The organism is Sorangium sp. So ce834, from assembly GCF_051521425.1.
Classification (GTDB): Bacteria; Myxococcota_A; Polyangia; order Polyangiales; family Polyangiaceae; genus Sorangium; species Sorangium cellulosum_D.
In genome coordinates, this window is record NZ_CP150351.1 from 9,706,850 (window position 1) to 9,726,256 (window position 19,407).

The 19,407-nt window shown below is 69.1% G+C and carries 23 protein-coding genes; 1 reads left to right on the top strand and 22 read right to left on the bottom strand.

What is annotated here, in order from left to right; translation table 11 throughout:
• Positions 1 to 139 precede the first annotated feature (139 nt).
• From WMF20_RS35545 to WMF20_RS35555, 3 genes are read right to left on the bottom strand one after another with little or no spacing between them, the layout of a single operon-like run.
• Positions 140 to 718, bottom strand: coding sequence for a hypothetical protein (locus WMF20_RS35545; protein ID WP_437606244.1), 579 nt, complete (start codon positions 716 to 718; stop codon positions 140 to 142).
• A gap of 15 nt (positions 719 to 733) precedes the next feature.
• Positions 734 to 1,315 carry a hypothetical protein gene (locus tag WMF20_RS35550; protein WP_437606245.1) on the bottom strand — a complete coding sequence of 194 codons (582 nt, stop codon included), beginning with the start codon at positions 1,313 to 1,315 and terminating at the stop codon, positions 734 to 736.
• Positions 1,316 to 1,318: 3 nt separating this feature from the next.
• The gene (locus tag WMF20_RS35555; RefSeq protein ID WP_437606246.1) at positions 1,319 to 2,128 is read right to left on the bottom strand and encodes a hypothetical protein; all 810 of its coding nucleotides are present in this window, start codon (positions 2,126 to 2,128) and stop codon (positions 1,319 to 1,321) included.
• A 35-nt stretch (positions 2,129 to 2,163) separates the two neighbouring features.
• On the opposite strand from WMF20_RS35555, the gene WMF20_RS35560 reads away from it, so the two are divergent.
• A complete protein-coding gene (locus WMF20_RS35560; RefSeq protein WP_437606247.1) occupies positions 2,164 to 3,003 on the top strand; it encodes a hypothetical protein in 840 nt (279 codons plus the stop codon).
• A gap of 5 nt (positions 3,004 to 3,008) precedes the next feature.
• On the opposite strand, the gene WMF20_RS35565 is transcribed toward WMF20_RS35560, so the two are convergent.
• The 19 genes from WMF20_RS35565 to WMF20_RS35655 all read right to left on the bottom strand — a co-directional run bounded on the left by WMF20_RS35565 (position 3,009) and on the right by WMF20_RS35655 (position 19,337).
• Entirely contained in the window at positions 3,009 to 4,166 is a 1,158-nt protein-coding gene (locus WMF20_RS35565; RefSeq protein ID WP_437606248.1) for a baseplate J/gp47 family protein, read from the bottom strand.
• The gene (locus WMF20_RS35570; protein ID WP_437606249.1) at positions 4,166 to 4,621 is read right to left on the bottom strand and encodes a hypothetical protein; all 456 of its coding nucleotides are present in this window, start codon (positions 4,619 to 4,621) and stop codon (positions 4,166 to 4,168) included. Before WMF20_RS35570 ends, WMF20_RS35565 begins: the two co-directional genes overlap by 1 nt.
• On the bottom strand, positions 4,618 to 5,130 hold the full coding sequence (locus tag WMF20_RS35575) for a hypothetical protein (protein ID WP_437606250.1): 513 nt from the start codon (positions 5,128 to 5,130) through the stop codon (positions 4,618 to 4,620). The genes WMF20_RS35570 and WMF20_RS35575 overlap by 4 nt, the downstream gene beginning before the upstream one ends.
• Complete coding sequence (locus WMF20_RS35580; protein ID WP_437606251.1) at positions 5,127 to 5,648, bottom strand: hypothetical protein; 522 nt, start codon at positions 5,646 to 5,648, stop codon at positions 5,127 to 5,129. Before WMF20_RS35580 ends, WMF20_RS35575 begins: the two co-directional genes overlap by 4 nt.
• The gene (locus WMF20_RS35585) at positions 5,645 to 6,325 is read right to left on the bottom strand and encodes a hypothetical protein (protein WP_437606252.1); all 681 of its coding nucleotides are present in this window, start codon (positions 6,323 to 6,325) and stop codon (positions 5,645 to 5,647) included. Before WMF20_RS35585 ends, WMF20_RS35580 begins: the two co-directional genes overlap by 4 nt.
• 2 nt (positions 6,326 to 6,327) lie before the next feature.
• Positions 6,328 to 6,894 (bottom strand): hypothetical protein, encoded by a 567-nt coding sequence (locus WMF20_RS35590; protein ID WP_437606253.1) that lies wholly within the window; start codon positions 6,892 to 6,894, stop codon positions 6,328 to 6,330.
• Positions 6,891 to 8,942, bottom strand: a complete 2,052-nt coding sequence (locus tag WMF20_RS35595; RefSeq protein ID WP_437606254.1) for a hypothetical protein — start codon at positions 8,940 to 8,942, stop codon at positions 6,891 to 6,893. Before WMF20_RS35595 ends, WMF20_RS35590 begins: the two co-directional genes overlap by 4 nt.
• A 177-nt stretch (positions 8,943 to 9,119) precedes the next feature.
• A complete protein-coding gene (locus WMF20_RS35600; RefSeq protein WP_437606255.1) occupies positions 9,120 to 9,605 on the bottom strand; it encodes a hypothetical protein in 486 nt (161 codons plus the stop codon).
• A gap of 2 nt (positions 9,606 to 9,607) precedes the next feature.
• On the bottom strand, positions 9,608 to 10,108 hold the full coding sequence (locus WMF20_RS35605; RefSeq protein WP_437606256.1) for a hypothetical protein: 501 nt from the start codon (positions 10,106 to 10,108) through the stop codon (positions 9,608 to 9,610).
• Between the two features lie 4 nt (positions 10,109 to 10,112).
• On the bottom strand, positions 10,113 to 11,573 hold the full coding sequence (locus tag WMF20_RS35610) for a DUF2586 family protein (protein WP_437606257.1): 1,461 nt from the start codon (positions 11,571 to 11,573) through the stop codon (positions 10,113 to 10,115).
• 1 nt (position 11,574) lies between these two features.
• A complete protein-coding gene (locus WMF20_RS35615) occupies positions 11,575 to 12,111 on the bottom strand; it encodes a hypothetical protein (RefSeq protein WP_437606258.1) in 537 nt (178 codons plus the stop codon).
• Positions 12,108 to 12,500 (bottom strand): hypothetical protein, encoded by a 393-nt coding sequence (locus tag WMF20_RS35620; protein WP_437606259.1) that lies wholly within the window; start codon positions 12,498 to 12,500, stop codon positions 12,108 to 12,110. The genes WMF20_RS35615 and WMF20_RS35620 overlap by 4 nt, the downstream gene beginning before the upstream one ends.
• Entirely contained in the window at positions 12,497 to 12,970 is a 474-nt protein-coding gene (locus WMF20_RS35625; protein ID WP_437606260.1) for a phage protein Gp36 family protein, read from the bottom strand. Before WMF20_RS35625 ends, WMF20_RS35620 begins: the two co-directional genes overlap by 4 nt.
• Positions 12,971 to 13,075: 105 nt before the next feature.
• Positions 13,076 to 14,047: a Mu-like prophage major head subunit gpT family protein gene (locus WMF20_RS35630; RefSeq protein WP_437606261.1), complete on the bottom strand. Its 972-nt coding sequence runs from the start codon at positions 14,045 to 14,047 to the stop codon at positions 13,076 to 13,078.
• A 15-nt stretch (positions 14,048 to 14,062) separates the two neighbouring features.
• Complete coding sequence (locus WMF20_RS35635) at positions 14,063 to 14,473, bottom strand: hypothetical protein (protein WP_437606262.1); 411 nt, start codon at positions 14,471 to 14,473, stop codon at positions 14,063 to 14,065.
• A gap of 1 nt (position 14,474) precedes the next feature.
• On the bottom strand, positions 14,475 to 15,656 hold the full coding sequence (locus WMF20_RS35640) for an HK97 family phage prohead protease (protein WP_437606263.1): 1,182 nt from the start codon (positions 15,654 to 15,656) through the stop codon (positions 14,475 to 14,477).
• Positions 15,653 to 17,026, bottom strand: coding sequence for a phage portal protein family protein (locus tag WMF20_RS35645; RefSeq protein ID WP_437606264.1), 1,374 nt, complete (start codon positions 17,024 to 17,026; stop codon positions 15,653 to 15,655). The genes WMF20_RS35640 and WMF20_RS35645 overlap by 4 nt, the downstream gene beginning before the upstream one ends.
• Positions 17,023 to 18,717: a hypothetical protein gene (locus WMF20_RS35650; RefSeq protein ID WP_437606265.1), complete on the bottom strand. Its 1,695-nt coding sequence runs from the start codon at positions 18,715 to 18,717 to the stop codon at positions 17,023 to 17,025. Before WMF20_RS35650 ends, WMF20_RS35645 begins: the two co-directional genes overlap by 4 nt.
• Positions 18,714 to 19,337, bottom strand: a complete 624-nt coding sequence (locus tag WMF20_RS35655; protein ID WP_437606266.1) for a hypothetical protein — start codon at positions 19,335 to 19,337, stop codon at positions 18,714 to 18,716. Before WMF20_RS35655 ends, WMF20_RS35650 begins: the two co-directional genes overlap by 4 nt.
• Positions 19,338 to 19,407 lie beyond the last annotated feature (70 nt).

Sequence of the window (19,407 nt, forward strand, 5' to 3'; positions counted from 1 at the left end):
GCCCTGCGCACCGTCAGCGCCTGGCGGGCCCTCGGGGCCGGTAGGACCAGTCGCCCCCGTGGCACCGGGCGCGCCTTGCGGTCCTGCAGGCCCTTGGGGACCGCGACGACCGCCTATCGCGTTTGCGATGGCCATCGCCTCAATCCTCCGGGGCCCATGTGACGAAAAGCATAATTCTCGGCAGAGTCGAACCGGCCCCCTGCTTGAGCACACGAAAAACGAGAGCGTAAGGCTCCGGCACGGTTGGTATGTCAAGCGGAATACCGATCATCGACGCACCAAGTTCGCTGTAAACGCCTGTCCAACCGGAGACGCCACCGCCCGTATTGGTGGCGATCTCACCCAGCAAAATATCCTCGAGCCCTGGAGATTGCGCCACCAGCTGGATACGAGCGATATCAACGGCACTACCGCTGTCGTAATCGTCGTACGACAAAAAGTGCGCTGTCGTAATTCGACGACTCTCTGTCAGAAACGAGCTCAGGTGCGTGACCGTTTCGTCAAGAGGGTCTGAGTCCGCCGCGCGCTCGTAACGGAGCACGCTCGGGCCGCCCCCGCCGCCCCCGGCGATCGTGACCGTGGTCCGGTTGTTCGCCGGGTCATCGGCCACCGCGACGCCGGCGCCCGTGAAGTTGATCGCGGGGCGCTCGGGCTGCTCGACGCCAGCGGCGAAGATGCGGCGGACGCCAAAGAACAGGGTGTCGATCCAGTTGAGCATTCCAGCCATATGCCCTCACTTCGTGCGGAACCTGGAGACGCAGAGCGCGCCGACCGACGCGATACCGCCCACCCATGCACCAGACGCGATCCTGCCCAGCAGCCGGAGCCGCGTCGTCCCCGCCGCCGCGGCCACCCAACAGCCAGCCGATATGACGGCCAGCGGGGTGTTGTAGATGGCGAGCCTTGCCACCGCCGAGCTGACCTTCGTCTCGACGCCGGCGCCCCCGACGTCGTCGGTGGCGTGGACCGCCAGGAGGAGCTCGTCGGCGAGCACGGCGCCGCTGTTGAACGTGTTCCCGTGGAACTGGATCAGGAAAATGTCACCGACTCTCACGTTCGTGAACTGCACCGACATGGCGGTCGCGTCGCTCGTGTTGACCGCGTAGCTGGTGGTGTTGAACGGGAACGTGCTCCCGAGGCCGGATTCGGTGAGGTAGCTCCAAACCTGCTTGTCCACGAACCCGCGGGCGCGCAGGTACGTGGTGCGGTCGAGCGCCGCTTCGGCGCCCACGTTGACGCTCGCCGCATCTCGGTCGTCGCCGTCATCCACCAGATCGGCGGAAGCCGGGAACGTGTCATTACCTGCATACAGCACGGCTCACACCTCCACGTATCGCGCGTCGTCGCGACGCGACTTGACCCGACCGCCTGACCCGTTGTCCTTGGACCAGAAGCCCCACAGGCCGTCTGGCATCCCCGGCGCGCCCGGCGCGGCCTCCGGGTCGAAGCTGTCCTCGTCATACGCCACGATGAGGCAGACGCAGTTGGAGTGCGCGCCCTTCCACTGCTGCACGAGGCGCTTGATGGTCTCGATGGCGCCGGTCTCGACGTCGAGCCCGAAAGCCTCTCCCGCGCCCCACGTCTGCCCGTCGCTCGTCCCCCAGTCGCCCGCGTCGTCGAAGTGCGGTGGGTACACGATCACCCAAAAGTCCGACCAGTTGCCGGCGTTCTCCGGGTGGGTGATCGAGTCCCAGTCCCAATTGCTCGGCGAGGCCTGGTGCCAGGAGAGCTCGCCCGACGGGTCGAGCGTCCACCACAGGCCCGCCCGGTTCACGATGCGCACGCGCGGCGCGCCGGGGTACAGGAACGTCTGGAGCGCGAGCGCGAGCGTGTACGCGTTCCCCGCACCGCGCCAGTACTCAAGCCAGCGACGGAGCTCCGCCGCGTAGGCCTCGTCGGTCTGCTGCGGCCCGCGGACGATCAGCCGATCGCGCCCGATGTACTCCAGCGCCGTGGGGGTGCCGAGGCCGGGCATGCGCGCCTGGATGCCCTGCACGAGCACCTCGGCGCCCGCATCGAGGACCGCGGCAATCCCATACAGATACCGGAAGGCGACGGTGCGCCCCGGCCGATCCGAGAGCCAGGGGGGCACAAATCGGCGCAGCGACTCGCGAAAGCTCAGGCGCATTGACGGCCCCCCAGCTCCGCGTAGCCTCCTAGGCCATGCGTGCAGTCGTCGGCGCTGTGGTCCTCCTGTTCGGGTGCAGCTCTCCCGAGGCCGAGGGGCTCTTCTGGACCGGCCCAGGGCCCGCCCCGATGCCGGCCATCGAGGACCCCGCGACGAGCAGCTCCACGAGCTCCGGTGAGGCCTCCTCGACAGCCAGCGCCGGCGGGCACGCGGGAGCAGGCGGCGAGGGCGGCGCCGGCGGGCAGGGTGGAGACGGCGCTAGCGCGACGAGCAGCTCCTCGACCGGCGGCGACGTTAGCGCCGGCGGCGCGGCCGGGGTGGGCGGTGCTGGCGGCGCGGGTGGCGGCACCCCCGAGCCCGAGTGCCTGCGCGCGGAGGACTGCCCCGGCCGGGACGGGCCCTGCGCCCGGCGGACCTGCAGCGACGGCGCGTGCGGCCTCCAGCTCACCGCGGCGGGGACGCCGCTGTCCGCACAGACCGCCGGGGACTGCATCGAGCAGCGCTGCGACGGCCGCGGCGGCCAGGAGGCGGCACCTGCGCCCGCCGACGTCGCCGACGACGGCAACGCGTGCACGGCCGACGCCTGCGGCCCCGCGGGGCCCACGCACGAGGCGATCGCGACGGGTACCACGTGCTCGGGCGGCCTCTGCCAGAGCGGCGCCTGCGTGCCGTACATCACCGTTCGCTGCACGACGCCGGAGGGCATCTTCGAGGACTGCGACGGGTTCCAGGACAGGAGCTACGTGATCCGGTGGTTGAACGATGACGGTTCCTACGGTGGCTGCCTGTCCCACGGGCCTGGCTACTGCCCATCCGGCACATGGTGTCGAGTGCGCCGAAGCAACGGTATGACGGTCGAAGGTACTTGCCTTTAGCTTCATCACGACACCTGGTTTACGGCAATCGAGTGAACGCCTGAAACCGGCACTTCGCCCACTGCCAGCGAGGTGTCACCGGGGCCGGTCGCGTCGAACTTGATCACGCTCTTCGACACGCTCTCCACTTGGCCGATGATGGCATTCTGGTAGATGCGCCCGGGGGCGACGGTGAGCACGTAGCCTCCGATGGGCGCCTCCGAAAGGTAATTGTCGAGTTGGTCATAGAACATGGCCTGCCACGCCGGTCCGCCCAGGTTCGCCGCGGCCATCACCCACGCCGTGCCCGTGACGGCGATCGCAACTGGCACCGCGCTCTCCACGGTGCACGTCGCCGGAAGCGGGACCACCTTCGTCTGGATCGCGTGGTTCACCGCGCCGAGGTCCGTCGTGAGGTCGCCGATCGTCCCTGAGACGGCGCCGCTCGGGCTCGCCACGATGACGCGCACCTGTCCGGTGCTGCTCGACTTGCTCACCCAGACGCGGTTGACGTTGACCGTCGTTCCGTCGGAGCGCTTGGCGCTCTTCGCCCAGTACACGTAGGCCGCCTCGGGCCCGTTCGGCGACAGGCTGCCGAGCGCGTCCCGGCAGCGCTGGCGCAGCGCCGGGTCCAACTCCTGGTCTCGCCCGACGATCGCCGTCGCGTTCGAAACCGTGACGTACAGCATCGCCGTGACGAGCGACGAGATCTGCCCCGCGGAGGACGTCCCGCCCGCGCCCGCCTCGACCGCGCGCACGTCAATGGTGAGCGTCTGCCCGGCCCCGAGCGTGAACGCCGACACGTTCGTGTAGTGCGCGTCTGTGGTCGGGTTCCTGCAAAAGAACTCCCCGGGCTCGAACTCGTACACCCCACCGCCCGTGTTCACGAGGGTGACCTGTCCGCTGGCGAATGTCGCCTCGATGCGGGTCACGCCGTACACGTAATAGGCGAGGAGCGTCAGCCAGATGCCCTCGGCGAGGTCCAGGAAGTTCGCCCGGATGGCGAGAGCGATCACCTCGGTGAAACCCGCGAAGATCGCCGCGCAGACCGCGATGATCGTGCGGGCGACACCGCCCTCCTGCCACGACGTGACCTGGAGCCCCGCCGCGGTGAGGAGCCGATACATCGACTCCTTCACCTGGTCTCTGGTCAGGGGCTTGATGAGCTGGTCGATCGGGAGCATCACCGCACTCCGGCGAGGACCGCAGCGGCCGCGGTCACGTTCATGGTCATCTCGAAGGGCCCCGCGGCGGTCCGGCAGCGGACGACGAGCTCGAGCGTCGCGCCATCGAGCATCCGCGCCCGCACCTCGACGTCCTCGAGGCGCTCTTCCTTCGTCAGCTCGCTCCGGACCTGTCCCGGGATGGCGGCCACCTCGGCAGCGGTCATGCCGCGGGAGAAGAACTGCCGGACGTCGAGGCCGTAGTCCGGCGCGTCGAGCACGGCGCCGCGCGGCGTGGTCAGGCGGCGATACGCGGCCTGCGCGAGCGTCAGCGTCGGCGAGGCGAGCCGCATGTCCTCCCGGAGGTCGTCGGCGCAGTCGAGGTCGACCCCGAAGCCCGCCACGGCGGCCGCCGGCGCCGCCGCGGCGCCCGCGTCGGCCACGACCGCGGCCATGATGTCCTCGAGCAGGCTCATGACGTCGTGAACACCTCCTGCATCGCCGCCCAGGCAGGGCCGCTCGTGGTCACCAGGACGAGCGCGTGGGCCGACGTGGTGTCCGGCCCGAGCGCCGTGGCGAGCTCGCCGCCGAGGGTGTCCTGCGCGCCCGAGAAGGCCAGGAGACGCACGCCCCCGACCGCGAGCTGTGCTTCGAGCGCCAGGCCCAGCGCAGCCTGCGCCTGCACCGCCTCGAGCATCCCCTGGAGCTGGGCGATGACGGCGGCCGCAGCGGCCACCTGAGCGTCGAGGCTCGGTGGCTCGATGCCCAGCGTGATCGCCTCCTGGATGTTGCTCACGATGGCCTGCGCGAGCTCGAGCTGCGCGGCGAGGGTGAGCGACGCCGTCGGGGTGAACGAGGCGAGCGCGTCGAGCTGCGCGGACACGTTCGGCGCCGCGATGTCGCAGGCAACGTCGATGGCAGCCGTCGCGCTCACCGCAGCGGGCAGCGCGGCCCCGAGAGTCATCGAGCCGAGGTCCGTGATCATTCCGACCTCACCTTCGCGCTCGCGGTGGTGATGTTCCCCATCGTCTGGCCGGGCGACCAGACGACCATTCCCACCGCCGGGGAGCCCCCGATCGTGCCCGTGAACGTCGCCGGCGGTAGCAACGTGGTCACGCTGTCATCGAGTCGCGCGACGCCCCGGGTAGCGTCCCTCCCGAAGAGAAGCGCGTTGACGGCGTCGAGGGTGAGCGACACCGGCACGAACGTCTCGCCGCCGTCGCGGGAGAAGCCCGTGATGATGGGCAGATTCGGGTCTCCTTCGATGAACTCAACGAGCACGATCGCGCTCGGCGTGAGTTCGGCGAAGAGCCCGGCCATGCCGGCCACGATGGGGATCGGCGGGAGGTCGGGCAGGCCCGGCTCCTTCCGCACTGCCTGGAGCACGGCGCGCTCGCCCTGCATCGCGATCACGCGGTACCGGTACCGACCCAGGAAGTCGTAGCGGGGGAACATCTCCCGGGCGATCGCCCGGATAACCTGGAGCAGCCTGTCGCCCGTCACGAGGACAGCTCCTCTCCCACCGCGCTCGCGCGCAGCGTGTTCTTGCTCATCTCGATCCGCAGCTCCCGGACCAGAAGGGGCCGCGCGAGCCGGCCGCGCAGGACCGACCCGACCACCACCGCACCCGGGTCGTCGAGCGCGAGCTCCGCCACCTTCGCGCGCTCGTCGAAGTCGAGGAGCTGATAGGCCTTCTCCGGCGTCTCGACCCGCGGCCGCTGCCCGGCGCGCGTGATCCCCTGGTAGTCGACCCACCACGGGGTATCGCCCAGGATCTGCTCGAGCACGCGCGAAGCCGGCGCGGCCTGTCTCACGAACACGGCGTCGAGGCGCCCGGACAGCGTCGTCGGGTCGAACGTCTCGCCCACGTCCGCGGCGAGCGCCGTGACGGCGCTCCTGACCGTCACCCCTGCATCGTTGTGGAACTCGCGGGGCTTGCAGCGCTTCAGCCAGCCGCCGGCGCCGGCGACGACCCGCACGCGGCTGCGCTCCTGGAACGCGCCCGAGCGGGACACGTTGACGGTGCCGCGGAGCTCGAGCGCGCCGAGATTGACCACCGCAGCGCCCGACAGGCCCTGGGCGAGGTCAACGTCGAGGTCGGCATACCAGAGGCCGGCGTGAGGCACGTAGAGCGCCGCGGACAGCACACGATACCCGTTTACGCTCGCAAACAGCGCCATCCTCAGCCTCCCAACGCGCGGCTAAACACCGTGCCCAGATCGTCCGTTGGCCGCTGGAACTGATCTTTCAGATACAAAATCGACTTGTCGTACGAGTCCTCTGCGGTGGGCTCTTTCAAGGTGGCGCTGCTCCCCTCGGGCTTTCCCAGCATCGGTGTGGGCGCCCGGAACTGGAGGAACTTGATCTCGGACATCCACATGCCCGTTTCGTCCTCCGGCGCGAGCTGCGTTCGGTCCTCCACGACGACGGACCGAATGCCGAGGTCGTCGAGGGCGGGATGGTAGATGTCGAGTGCCTTGGGCCGCACGCCGCGAGGCGGCTTCGCGAGGAGCTGCGCCCACGCGTCCCACGCGTCGAAGTGCGCGTCTTCGAACAGCCGCACGCGCACGCTGAACTTGGCCAGGTTGTCGCCGGTGTAGACGACGAAGGCCCCGCTGAGCCCGTAGCCCTTCCGGATGTCCCAGTCCCGCGGCGAGCCGGCGCCGACCACCTCGGCCAGGCCAGGGTTCTTCCTGCCGGCGAGCACGACGACGCTCCACGGATCCGAGTCGATCAGCGGGTTGATCATGCGGGCTCCGGGTTGATGGGGATTCCGCCCGACGTCGCCGCGCCCTCGAGCACGTCCACAAGCCGGACGAGGAATTTGCGGCTCGTGAGCTCGTCGGCGTCCTTGACCCCGTTGATCTCGAGGTGTTCGACGTGCAGCACCATGCCGGCGCGGCCGGCCCCCGGGCCGCGCGCAGGCTTCGGTGCATCGCCGCCGCGCGCCGCCGCAGCCACGCCAGGGCCCGCCTGCATGCCGTCCAGCCCGTCCACCGCGGCGCTGGCGAGCCCGCGCGAGGCCGCCTCTACACCTGCCGTCCCGTGCTCGAGCGCGAGCTCCGAGCCTTCGACGAAGTGGGTCGTGATCTTGGCCGACACCCTCGACGGCGAGTTCACGTCCCACACGCTCCGGAGCGCGCTCACCGCCGACGAGCCCAGGCGCTTCACCGCGCCGACGAGCCGCCCCACGCCCCCAGTGATGGCGAAGACGAGGCCGTCCACAAGCCTCGTTCCGAGTTCGGCGAAGTCGAGGGAGGCGATGGCCTGGTAGGCCCACCGGAAGGCCGCGTAGACCGCGAACACGGCCGCCCCGACGGCCACCATGGCGAGCACGAGCCCGGCCACGATGACCCCGACGAGGACCCCGAGAGGAAGGAACGACAGGGCGATCAGGCCAGCGATCGGGACGAGCGACAGGAGCGCCGCGCCGAGGAGCATCACCGCGGCAACGCCCACGTACATCCCGACCTTCACCCAATCGATCTTCGACTTCGTGCTCGAGCCGAAGGCGTCGTCGAAAGCCTTCTTGAGCCGCTGCACGGTGATGGCGACGAGCAGCGCACCGATGATCATCCCCTTGAACATCCCCTGCACGAACGGCGATACCGCGCGCGCCGTGTCGAAGATGGGGTTGAGGAACGTCTCGGCGATGAACTTGAGCTGCTGCCCGGCCACCGTGTTCCGGTCGAAGAGCCGCAGCACGTCGCGCAGCGCCTCGAGGAACGGCTCGATCTTCACGTCCTTGAAGATCGCCCCGACGTTCTCCCGGGCGCGCTTCATCTGGACGTCGAAGCTCAGCATCTGCGCCGTGGCGATCTTTCCGAACTTCGCCTGCACCGCGGCGTCGAGCGCGGCGAGGCCCTCGCTCACCCGCACGCGGCCGTTGCGGATCGCCTCGGTCGCGGCCTTCATCGAGACCCCGAGGCGCTTCGCGAGCTGCGCTGCGACGTCGGCCACCTTGAGGCCGGTCCCGTCGAGGGAGAACGCGCCGAGCATGAACACACGCGTCCTCGCCGCCTCGGTCGCGATGCTCTGGAGCGTGCTGCCCGCAGCCTGGCCCATGACCGCGGTGGTCGTCGCCACTGCGCTGAATGCCGCCTCCAGCGCGCGCCCTTGGAGCCGCGTGCGCCCCAGGGCGAGGGCCATCTCGTTGAGCTGCCCCCGCGCCAGGTTCACCCGCTCAGCGAGCAGCTCAACCTGCACGCCGAGGCGCTGCCCGGCGCCCGAGCCGACGTCCACCGCGTCGAACAGGAGCCGCGTGTCGCGCGCTGCGTTCGCCGCCTGGAGCGAATAGGCGGCGAGCTGAGCCACCGCGGCCACCGCGGCCACAGTGAGGCCGACGAGGGCGACCGTTACCATGATGATCGCGCCGTAGACCCCCGCCTTGCCCAGGATCGCGGTGAGCTGCTGCCCGCGCCCGATGAGGCCTGACACCGGGTCTCCTGATCCCGTGACCGTCGAGATGAGGTTGGACAGCCCCGCGTTCGCGACGCTCGCGCCGCTCGCGACCGGACCGAAGGTGCCTCCCAACTTCACGTACTGCTCCTGCGCCGAAGCGAGCGCCGCCTTTTTCGCCGTGAGCTGGTCGCGGAGCTTCTTGAACACCTCGGTGTTCGTCTGGCCTCCCCCCTGGAGGCGACGAAGAGCGGACTGGAGCTCGGCCACCGCGCTCTGGTCGGCCTTGATCTTGTCGCGAAGGCCGGAGAGCGCATTGGCCAGGTCGCGAGCCTTATCGCCGCCCTTGGCGTCGAGCTCGACCGCAAACCTAGCTGTCTGGTCACCCGATCCGGCCATCACATCACCCGCGCGACTTGATCGCTGACTCGATGCGGCGGAACTCCCTCAAGAGCACCACTGCACCCGCTTGACCCCTGATGAGCTCCGCCTCGTTGCGTCCGCGCTCCTGGAACAGGCACCGGATGAGCTCTGCGCTCAGCCCGTCATTCCCCCGTGCCCGCTCCACGAGCTGCTCTATTTTCCCGAGACCTCCTTGGCGCCGATGCCGGCGAGCTCGAGGACCTTCCCGGCGGCCGTGACGAGGAGCAGCGGGCGGTCCTTCACCATCTCGTCGAAGCGCTCGAGCGCGGGGTGCACCACGCACGGGCGCACGAGCTCTCGGCACGCCTGCACCGAGGGCTTCTCGCCGTTCTTGTCCGCCCAGAGACGCACCTTGACCCCGTCGTGCTGCTTGACGATCACGAGGCCGTCGACCGTGTCGAGCGCGGCGAGCTTCTTCCCGAGCGGACCGAACTTGCTTTCTGCCTCCGCGAGCGCTGCCTCCTCTTGGCACTTCCGCTCGGTCTCCGCGAGCTCGGCCTGGAGCTCGGCGAGGCGCTTGGACTTCTCGCGCCCGGCTTGGAGCGTGGCGAGCTCCGCGCGCTTCTTGTCGAGCTGCGCCTCGAGCTCCTTCTCCGCGTCTCGCGCCTGCTCCTGCTCGTCGTCATGAATCGTCGGCATGGTCAGTATCTCCCCTGGCTGTTGTCGAAGAGTGTCAGGCCCTGGATGTTCGGGCCCGAGATCTTGGCGTACATGACGGTGATCGGGATCTCGTCGATCGCGGCGTCAGGGCCCTGCGCGATGCTCCGCTTCGCGCCGGCGATGCGGCACCCGAAGAGCTCTTCTGTGACGGAGATGTCCTCCTCCACGTACTGGAGCGTGAGGTGGAAGAGCACGTGTCCGTAGCTCTTCCCGCCCGGCGACTTCCGCGCCAGCGCTTCGATCAGCGCCAGCGCGGAGGCCTTGTACATCTTGATCGAGCTGCCCTCGACGCTGTACTTGCCCTTGGTGACGCCGCGGGGGACACCTGCCTTGTCCATGCCCCACGCGAAGGCGCGCTCGAGTTTCTCCTCGTAGTCGACGCCCGTGAACCCGTAGAACTCGTCGTTATCGACCTTCGCCTGCATGCTCGCCCAGGCGAGCTCATATCCGTTGCGGCGAAAGACGTCCTTGCCCGTGGTCATGTGATCACCCCGCGATGTTGGTCGGGGCGTTCGCCGACGCGACGAGCGCGACCTTGCCCCGGAGCTTCTTGAGGTAGGCGAGCGGCACGACACGCACCTGCCAGCCGATCGACCCGGTACGCAGCACGTCATCCGTGCGCGAGAGGGTGAACACGACCGTGGTCGCCTTGCGCTGGCCGACGAGCGCGTCTCCGAGACGCGCGCTGATCTGCCCCTCGACCGCGATCGCGAAGTTCGGATCGATGCGCCCGGTGCCGTCGGCCCGCACCAGCACACCGCGGTTGAGGATCGGCTCGAGTTCGAACCGCGCGACGGTACACGCGAGGTCCACGATGCGGCCGTACTGGAGATACAGGAAGTCGCTGCCCACCGGCGCGAACAGGCGCGGGTTGTTGACCCAGACGCCCGCGCGCCCCTCCCAGCTGCGCAGCGTGAGGAAGCGCTGGTCGTCGAGGCCCGGGTTGATCCGCTCGTCGTGCTCGTCGGGGTTGCCGTTGCCGTCCGCGATCGCCACGCCGGGCAGGGGCCCATAGGCGAGCTCGGCGAGGTCGATCTCCTCCGAGACCGCAGCAGCGAGCGCCCCGACGGCGAGCGCCGGCGAGCGCCGGTAGCGCCGGCGGGAGATCGACGAGTCGATCTTGGCGCCGCCCGCGCACAGCGCGACGCGCCGGCTCGCCGAGCCACCGAACGCCGTGATCATCGCTGCGAGGTAGGTGGCCTCGCTCTCACCTGGGGTCGGCTTCCGGGCGTGCGCCACAGCGCGCCGCTCGCGGCCGGCGGTGTGCATCGCCTCGAGGCCGGCGTCGAGGGCGGAGAGCTTCGTCGCGTCCAGGTCGCCGTACACCGACAGCGCAGTCCAGCGCGCCTGTGTCAGGCGCAGCGACGTGAGGCCGGCGCCGAGCTCCGTGGCATTGAACCCGGGCGCCGTCGTCGGATAGCTCAGCTGGTCGTTGGCGATGATCGTGCCGGCGTCGAAGTCGACCGCCCCACCACCGGGCACAACGAGCTTCGTCGCGGTACCGAGCGCGTACACCGGATCCGTCGAGTTGAGCCCGCTGCGGCCGCCGTCATACGACAGCCAGTACGTGATCCCAGCAACGCCGATCGTGCCGCCGGTCTTGAACCGGATCACGACCTCGTATTCGTCGATCGGCTCGGCGGTAACGTCGAGCGTCGGTTCGCTCGTGCCCGTGATGCCGTCGGTCAACGTGCCATAGCCGCCGGCGACGCTCGCGTCCGTGCGGACCGGCAGGACGGTGAGACCGAAGCGTTCGATCGCGTACGCGCAGGCCTCGACGAGCGGCCCCTCGTCATACGTGTCGACGAGTTCCTGCGTCTGCGTGACCGGCGCGAACACGCCGATCGGTCCGTCCGCCGCCGTGGCCACGACGGCGAGCATGGCGTCTTGCGGAGCTCGGATGTCGAGCTGGTTGTCCAAGACTTCGATTTCGACACTCGGCGTCATCTCAGCACCCTTGCTCCTCGCCGTTCGGCGTCACCAGGAATGTTTGGCCGGGCGCCACGATCGGCGCCTCGCGCCGCGGCCGCGGCGTCGCCAGCACCGGTTGCCGGTGCTCGAGCAGGAAGACGATCTCCTCGCCGAAGCGGCGCTCTGTCGTGCCGAGCACCCGAGGCGAGGAGGGCTGGTAGAAGCCCGCCGTGTAGCTGTGGATCGCCTCGAGGACGAGGTCGTGCAGCTCGGTCACGGCGTCCCACTGCAGGGCCTCGTCGTTGGGTGCCGAGCCGTCGTAGGCCCAGACGTAGACCCGGGCGACGAGGAGCCAGTCCCAGATCGGGCGCGGGTTCCTCCCTGGCTTCACGGGCGCCTCGTAACCACCCAGGCCGCCGCCATCGTCGCCCGGCGAGAACACGACGCGGTTGGCGCGGCCGACGCCCTGGTTGATCTGCTTGGCGGGCTCGCGACGACCGAAACGCACCTCTGCCGTAACGCCGGCGACTTCAAGACGCTCCTGTACATGGCGATACAGCGCAGTGAGGCTCATTTGCTCACCGCCTTTCGGAAGGGCTCGACGAAGCCAAGGCGGATCGCGTTGCCCAGCTTCGCCGGGAGCGAACCTTGCGGGATGACCTGCCGCCGCGGCTTCCCGCCCGCGCCGAAGTGGTGGAACACCTCGGGGCCGGTGAGCGTGATCAGGATGACCGTGCCGAACGCCTTGACGGCGATCGCCTTCGCCGCGTTCACCATCGCTCGGCCGCCGGACTTCTTGTCGGCCCAGGGCGTGCCGTCCGGCGCCTGACCCGCGCTCGCCGTCCGGTCGAGCTCCTCAGCGACCTTGCGCGCGGCAATGGGGGCCGCGTCCTCGGGCAGCCGCGCCAGCGCCTGGCAGGACGAGATCATGCGCTCGAGCGCGGCGAAGTCACCGCCGCTCATCGAAACCCTCCGCGCGCCCGCTCGCGCTGGCGCCGCATCCACGTGTACGGGTTCTCCTCGCTGTAGGAGAGCGGGCCGCCCACGTTCACCGCGCCCCCGCCCGGCGGCGACTCCTGCCGCCGCGGCAGCTCGACGAGCCCCTCCTTCGCGTTGGCCGCCTCGTCGAGCCACGCCCAGGCCGCGTCGTTCTTGGCCTTGATCTCGGCGTCCTGCGCCGAGGACGGGTTGAAGCCACGCTTGAGATAGAGGTGGTACGTGACGGCCTGCGATACCTGATAGACAAGCACGTCCGGATATGGCTCCTCGAACGGCGCCGCGTAGCGCTTGATCAGCTTCGCGTCGAAGAGCGCCGAGACCATGGTACTGATCCGCTCGGTGATGCCAGGATCGCGACGCTCGAGCTCGTCAATGTCCTCGCTCGGCATGACGCCGAAGTCCTTGACATTGAGGAGGGTTGCGTACAGCGACATGGGGTCTCCTGACCCGAAAGCCCCGCCGGCGCAGGGCCGGTCGGGGTCGGGCGGCGCTGCTCCTGGAGCGCCTGGACTGGGTGCGGCGCGGCCGCGGGGGTCAGATCAGGGACCGGAGCCCTTGAACTTGAAGCTCTGGTAGGGGTGGCCGTACATGTGCCCGAACCGGCCGCGCACGTGCCACTCGAGCTCGAACTTCCGCGAGAGCTCCGCCTGCGTCATGCCGTTGTAGCTGGTCATCTCGAACGGCATCCGGGCGAACCGGACGAAGGGCAGCAGCTCCGGCGTCTCGCCCTCGAGGCAGTCCAGGTACCAGTGCGTCGGTGCGTTGCCGAGCTCGTTCACAACGAGCGTGTCGAGCTGGTAGTTGCGGATCACGTTCTCGGTCGCCCCGATGAACGCGGCGCTCGTGAGCTCGATGCCCGTCTTCTCCAGCTGCGGTGGTATGCGGAGGACCGCGGGCCGGAGGTTCCGGTTCTTGCCGTTCGGCATCTTGATCGTCTTGATGTAGGCGATCGCCGCGACGAGATTCGCCGAGTTCAGCGCCGGATTCGTCGCGTTGGCGAACGACGAGTCGATGTCGTTCATGTCGTCGATGAGGTTGTCGTAGGTCCCCGATGCAGTGCCGATGAACGGGTTGATCGGATGAGCCTTCGAGTAGAAGGCCTGCCCGTCGTACCCGTTCGACGTCTCGCCGTTCTGCATGAGCGTGATCAGCGCGTACTGCGGATCGAGCGCCATGGCCGACCCGATCTGCCGCGCCCAGTCCCCGGCGAAGCCGAACGCGTCGTCCTCCCACTGCTTGCGCTTGATCTTGAGCCCGACGCCGTAGTCGTCGTGGACGACCTCGGTGGACTGCGTCATGAGGTCGTCGAAGCGAAGGCCGTTGCCGTCGTCGAGCTTGTAGATCTGCGCGGTGGTCAGCAGCCACTCGAAGACCTGGCGCGCGCCCTCTCCGGGGCGCACCGTCATCAGGCGGTCGTACCAGACGTTGCGCAGCGCGAGCGCGAAGGAGTCCGCCTGCAGCTTGGTCAGGCGAGCCTCGGTGTTCAGCACATGATTGATGGTCCAGAGCATCTCTCGTTCCTCCGATCAGAAGAAGACCCAGACGCCCTCGGACGTGACGTCCCAGACCGTACCGCCCTGGCTGCGCCCCGTGTCGTCGCCGGTCACGGTCTGGTTGTCGAGCCAGTACGGCGAAGTGCCGATATCCGCGATGGTGAGCGCCGTGCCCGTGTCGTTGGCGTAGAGGTAGACCTCCACCTCGTGACCGAAGTCGATCACGACCTTCTTGGCGCCGGCGGATCCGCCAGTGTTGTCGACCGTCTTGCGGACCTTGCCCCAGATCTTGAGTCCGGTCGCCGACGTGGCGGGCACACCGTATCCGCTGGCGTTGCTCGCGCCGATAGTGCCGCCGTACAGCACCGCATTCGCGGCGGCGCCGAGGACGATGTAGTCGACGACCTTGCTCGACGTCGGCCGGTTCTTCGTTGCAGCGGCCATGTCACTTCACCCCTTTCGCAGCAGCGCGGACCTTGCCGGGGCTCGGCGCCTGGAAGACGCGGACGCCACGGATCGGATCGAACTGGCCGTATCCGATCTGGTCGGTCTCCTCCTGGATCCCGAACATCCGGTCGAGCCGCTTCTCGTCCTCCCCGGGGATGGCCGCAGCGGCGTCGCCCGTCCCCTGCTCGGCGCCGCGCACGGCGGGCGCCGCGGCGGGCGCCTTGAGGTCGACCTTCGGCGCCCTCTTGATGTAGCGCTGGACCACCTCGAGGCTCTCGCCGAGGGCCCACGCGCGGGTGGTCTCCGTGAACCGGTCCTTGTGCTTCTCGACGAGAGACGCGACGGCACGCCGCTGCTCCGACGCCTCGAGCTGCGCGACGCGGACGGCGAGATCGATGACCTCGCCTCCACTGGAGCGCACCTGAGGAGGCCGTGCCGCGGGACGGGGCGGTGCGGGGGCCCGCGCGGAGCGGTCGCCGTCCTCGTCGCCCTTCTTCTCCCCGTCCTCCTCGGACTTCTTGTCGCCCTCGTCGCCCTCAGCGCGGCCCTCGTCGTCCTCGCCCTCGGCCGCCTTCATGGCGTCGTCGCCGCCCATCTTCTCGTAGAGCTCGGCGGCGGCCTTCTTCTCGTCGTCGCTCCCGTCGCCGTCCATGATGGCGCGGAGCGCCTTCATCAGCGCGCCCTTCTTCATAGCGTCTCCCTTTTCGCCCGCCGAGCGCCGAAGGGCCTCGGGGTTGGCTGGTACCGGAACGCAGCTGATCTCCATCAGCTCGCTTCGGGTGTATTCGATGACCTGGCGCCCACCGTCCTCGATGACTCGACGCTCCAGCGGGTTGAAGCGAACCGAGAACCCGCGGAGCACACCGCGCCGGTACTTCTCCCAGACCTGCTGGTCGAACTCGGTCGCGTCGTCGAAGACGGCGTCGAAGAGAAGCGCCTTCCCCTCGACGCGCACGTTCTCACACGTGCCGACCGGCAGCATGCAGTCGTTGTGCGCGAAGAGCAGCACAGGGTTCGCGTTGAACCTCGCGAGCTCCCAGTTTGCGCGCAGGATCGTACTGTAGGAGTCGACCGCCTCCGTTGAGGCGACTGCCGAGATCCGACGGCGCTCTTCATCGATCGAGCGCACCTGCGCCGAGCGGACCAGAGGCGCTGCTGCTGGGCGCGTGCGCTTCTTCATGCTGCCTCGTCGATCTCCTGCTCGTCGTCGTCGCCTTCGCCAGGCTCCTCGAGCTCCACGCCTGGCGCGCCCTCATCGACCTCGCCGTCGCCGTCCACGTCCCCCTTGATCGGGACGCGGTAGCGCACGGCCATCTTGTCGCGGTCCACGCGATTGCCGGTCAGGCCATCCCACGCGGCGATCGCTTCCGCGGAGGCCTTCTGCGCCTCCGCCTCCGCCTTCAGGTCGGCGGGCGGCGTAACGTCGTACTCGACGAGCGGGGCCTCCTCGAGCGCGTCGGCGCCGTACGTCACGTTGACCCACGGCGGGATCCCCTGGGTGTTCAGCGTGTGCCCGAGCCCATCCGCGTCCTCCTGCACGAGGTCCGCGCGAATCGCCTCGTACACCTTGTCGTTCGAGAACGCGCTACCACCGTCGACGAGCACCTTGCTCCCGGAGAGGATGAGCGCGATCTCCTCGTTGCGCCGATTCGTGAGCTGCTCGTAGACCTCGTAGCCGACACCGTTCGACTCGATGAGGTCGAGCTCCCAGGAGGGAGGCATCTCGATCACGGTGTTGATGCCCCAGGCGATCAGCTGCTCGAGGAAACCAAGGCGCTCAGTTTGCGTCGCACCTGCCGCCGTCCGCGCGACCCTCGCAGGGTGCGCGTGCTTGGCGGCATAGGCCTCCTCGTACATGAAGGCGTGGTCCTTAGAGACGAAGGCTCGCGCGAGCCCGAACCATGCTCCGCCGTTCCACGGCGCGATCTCTCCGCCCGGCGAATGCAGGATCCACCGCCCGTCACCAGGCGTGATCGGCAGCGGCCCCGCGATCGAGTCGTAGTAGTACCGCCCCTCGTTCCATCGATACCGGAGGTACTGAGGATCGAGCCGACGGAGAACAGGGAAGCTCCGCCCCTCCACAGGGAGCAGCTCGGCAATGCCGACGCCAAGCAGGATCCCGTCGGCCACGAGCGCGGCGAGCTCCTTGGCGGGGAACATCGCCTCGAACACGCCGCGGCGGTGGTCCGGACCCTCGAGCGCGGCCCGCATCTCCACGTTGCCCGTGAAGCGCTTTGGGAGCCGCACGAGGTAGCCGGTCCGGGCCTTGAGGAGGCCGAGCACCATGCCGTCACCACGCAGCGCGTGGCAGAGCTGCCCAGCGAGCTTGAGATCGCCAGTGTCGGCCGCGCGCTTCGCAGTGTGGATGTCGTCCTGGAACCACTCCAGGATCGAGACGGGCGGCGGTGCGAGCTGCCCACCGAACATCTTGCGCACCCGCTCAACGTTCTCCGGAAGCGGCACGCCGAGGGCGCGCGCGACGCGCTCCTTGCCAACCGCCTGGATGACTGCTGCCCCAGCCGCGGCGCGCACGCGCGAGAGCAGGCTCATGAGCGCCTCCCGAAGGCCCGGCTCGCGGCGTAGGGGTTCATCTGCCGGCTCGCGGCGTAGGGGTCAAACGCGCGCTGCTCGCCGTCCCTTGACGGCGCCGCGGGCCCCTGCAGGTAGTCCTCGGCGCGCACCTGGTGCGGCTCGTAGACGCAGAGGGCGAGCGCGTCGGCGCGGTCCGGGGAGCGACGAATGCGCTTCTTGAGGTCGTCCTTGTTCTCGACGATGCGGCGCTGTCGGTCGTCGAATTCGTAGCTCGGCGTCATCAACTCGACGTCGAGCTTCTTCTCCGGCGGGATGGCACCGCCCTCGCGCAGCCACATCGCGACCCCAAACCAGATCTCGTCGCGGAGCGTCCGGTATTCGCTCTTGCGCGACGACGGCAGCGACGCGTCGACAGGCACGATGTCGATCTCGTCCTTGTACTCGCGGATCGCGGCGTAGAAGTCGGTTCCGACCGTCCCGCACTTGTCGAACTTCAGGAGCGGCTTCTGCGTCTCCGGGCGCCCGCGACGCTTGGCACGCTCGGCGAGCTCCGCGCGGATGACCTGCATCACCTCGGCCGCGACGCGCTTCTCGTCGAGCCCTCGCCAGGCGCGGGGGGCACCGAGCACCATGTCCCCGCGGCGAAGGATGCAGATCGATTCGTCGTCGCCGGTGCTCGCGGGATCGACTCCGACCTGGAGCCGCCCCTCGTACTCCTTGCCGAGTTCGCGGTGCTGGTAGAGGAAGTCCTCCCAGCGCTCGTGAGCCTCGTTGATGAGGTACATCGGGACGACCTTCGTCGAGTCCGCGATCGGGAATTCGCCTTTGACGCGGGCGTAGTACCAGGCCGAATCCTCGCCGTAGTTCGAGGCCTGCAGCTCGACCCAGTGCCTCGTCGCGAGCCCGGGGATCACCGTCCGCCCCTCACGCACGTTCGGGCTATCGGTGCTCGGGATGTGGATGCAGTGCCAGGCTTCCTTCCCTTCGTTGTGGGACCGGAAGAACGTCCCCTCAATCTTCGTCGGGTTGCCCGTCAGGAGGATTTTGCCACCACCGGCGCAGTTGCCCTCGATCGCCTCGAAGATGGGCTCGGGGACGCCGCTGGCCTCGTCGATGATCCAGAGGACGTTGCCGGAGACGCCCTGTACGGCCTCCGCTTCCTTCGCGGTGAAGCCGGAGATCTTGCGGCGCTCGCCCGCGGTACGCAGACCGGTCGCCGGGACCTCGGAGAGGTCACCGTCGATCAGCGGCGCCGGTGAGCACCTCTCGCATCGGCTGAACCCGGTGAAGTCCCGCGCGCGGCACTCGGCGCAGCGCCCGGAGCGCGCGACCTCGAACTTGAGCTCGCGCCACAGGATGGTGTTCACCTGCCGCGCGGTGACGGAGGTCATCTGCACGAGGGCCGGCTCGTAGGAGCAGTAGAACCAGAGCGCTGCGCCGACGACCGTGTTCGTCTTGCTGACCTTCTGGCCGGCGCGCACGCTCACGCGGTCGTGGTCGCGGATCGCCTCAATGACCTCGAGCTGTCGGTCCCACGGCTCGATCCCGAGAACCTCCCGGAAGAATGCGACCGGGTCGTTGCGGTACTTCTCCGACGGCCACGAGGGCACGGTCGCGGCATGCGCAATCGCGAGCAGCCCGGCGGCCAGCGCGCCCGCCATCGTGGCGTGCTTCGTCGCCTTCTCGACGCGCCCGAGCCCGCCGTTCAAGCGGCCTCCTCGAGCGCCTGGAGCGCCTTGCCCGCCGCCTTCGCGGCCTCCGGGAAGGGACGCAGCGCCTGGAACAGGGCCGCCTCGACCTTCTTCCACTGCGGCGACTGCACGATCACGACCTCGCGCTCGGGGCCGAGCTCGCGGGTCAGGCGGGCCAGGAGCGTGATGCTCTCCCGGAGCTCCTTGTACGCACCGAGCAGATCGCGATGGCTCGCGCCCTCGTCGCCCTCAAGCCTCTCGACGAGCCGTTCCAGCGCCTCGAGCAACCGCACGGACCGGCGGTACGCGGACTCCAGATCCTCGTCGGTGATGCCGCGCCCGGCGCGCTTCGGCGCGGGCTCCGATGCCGGAGCCTCCTCGTCGAGCTCCGGCTCTGGGGCAGCGGCGCGCTTGCCGCGGATCGGAACCACGCGCGCCGTCGCGGATCTGGCCGCGGCCGGTGCGGGCGGCGGCGCCGGCGCTGGCTCGGCGGCAGGCATGTGCGCACGGTGCTTCTTCACCGCCGCGCGGGTCACGCCGCGGAAGCGGTCAGCGACGGCGAGGTCGTCATCGCACGTAGCGATGAGCGCCTCGATCTCCGAGCGCTGCTTGTGCTTGCCGACCGGGCAACACGACACGCCTCAAGCGTGAGGCAGCGACGTATGCTTGGACGAATATTCACCCTGTGCGCGGGTCGATTATTCGATA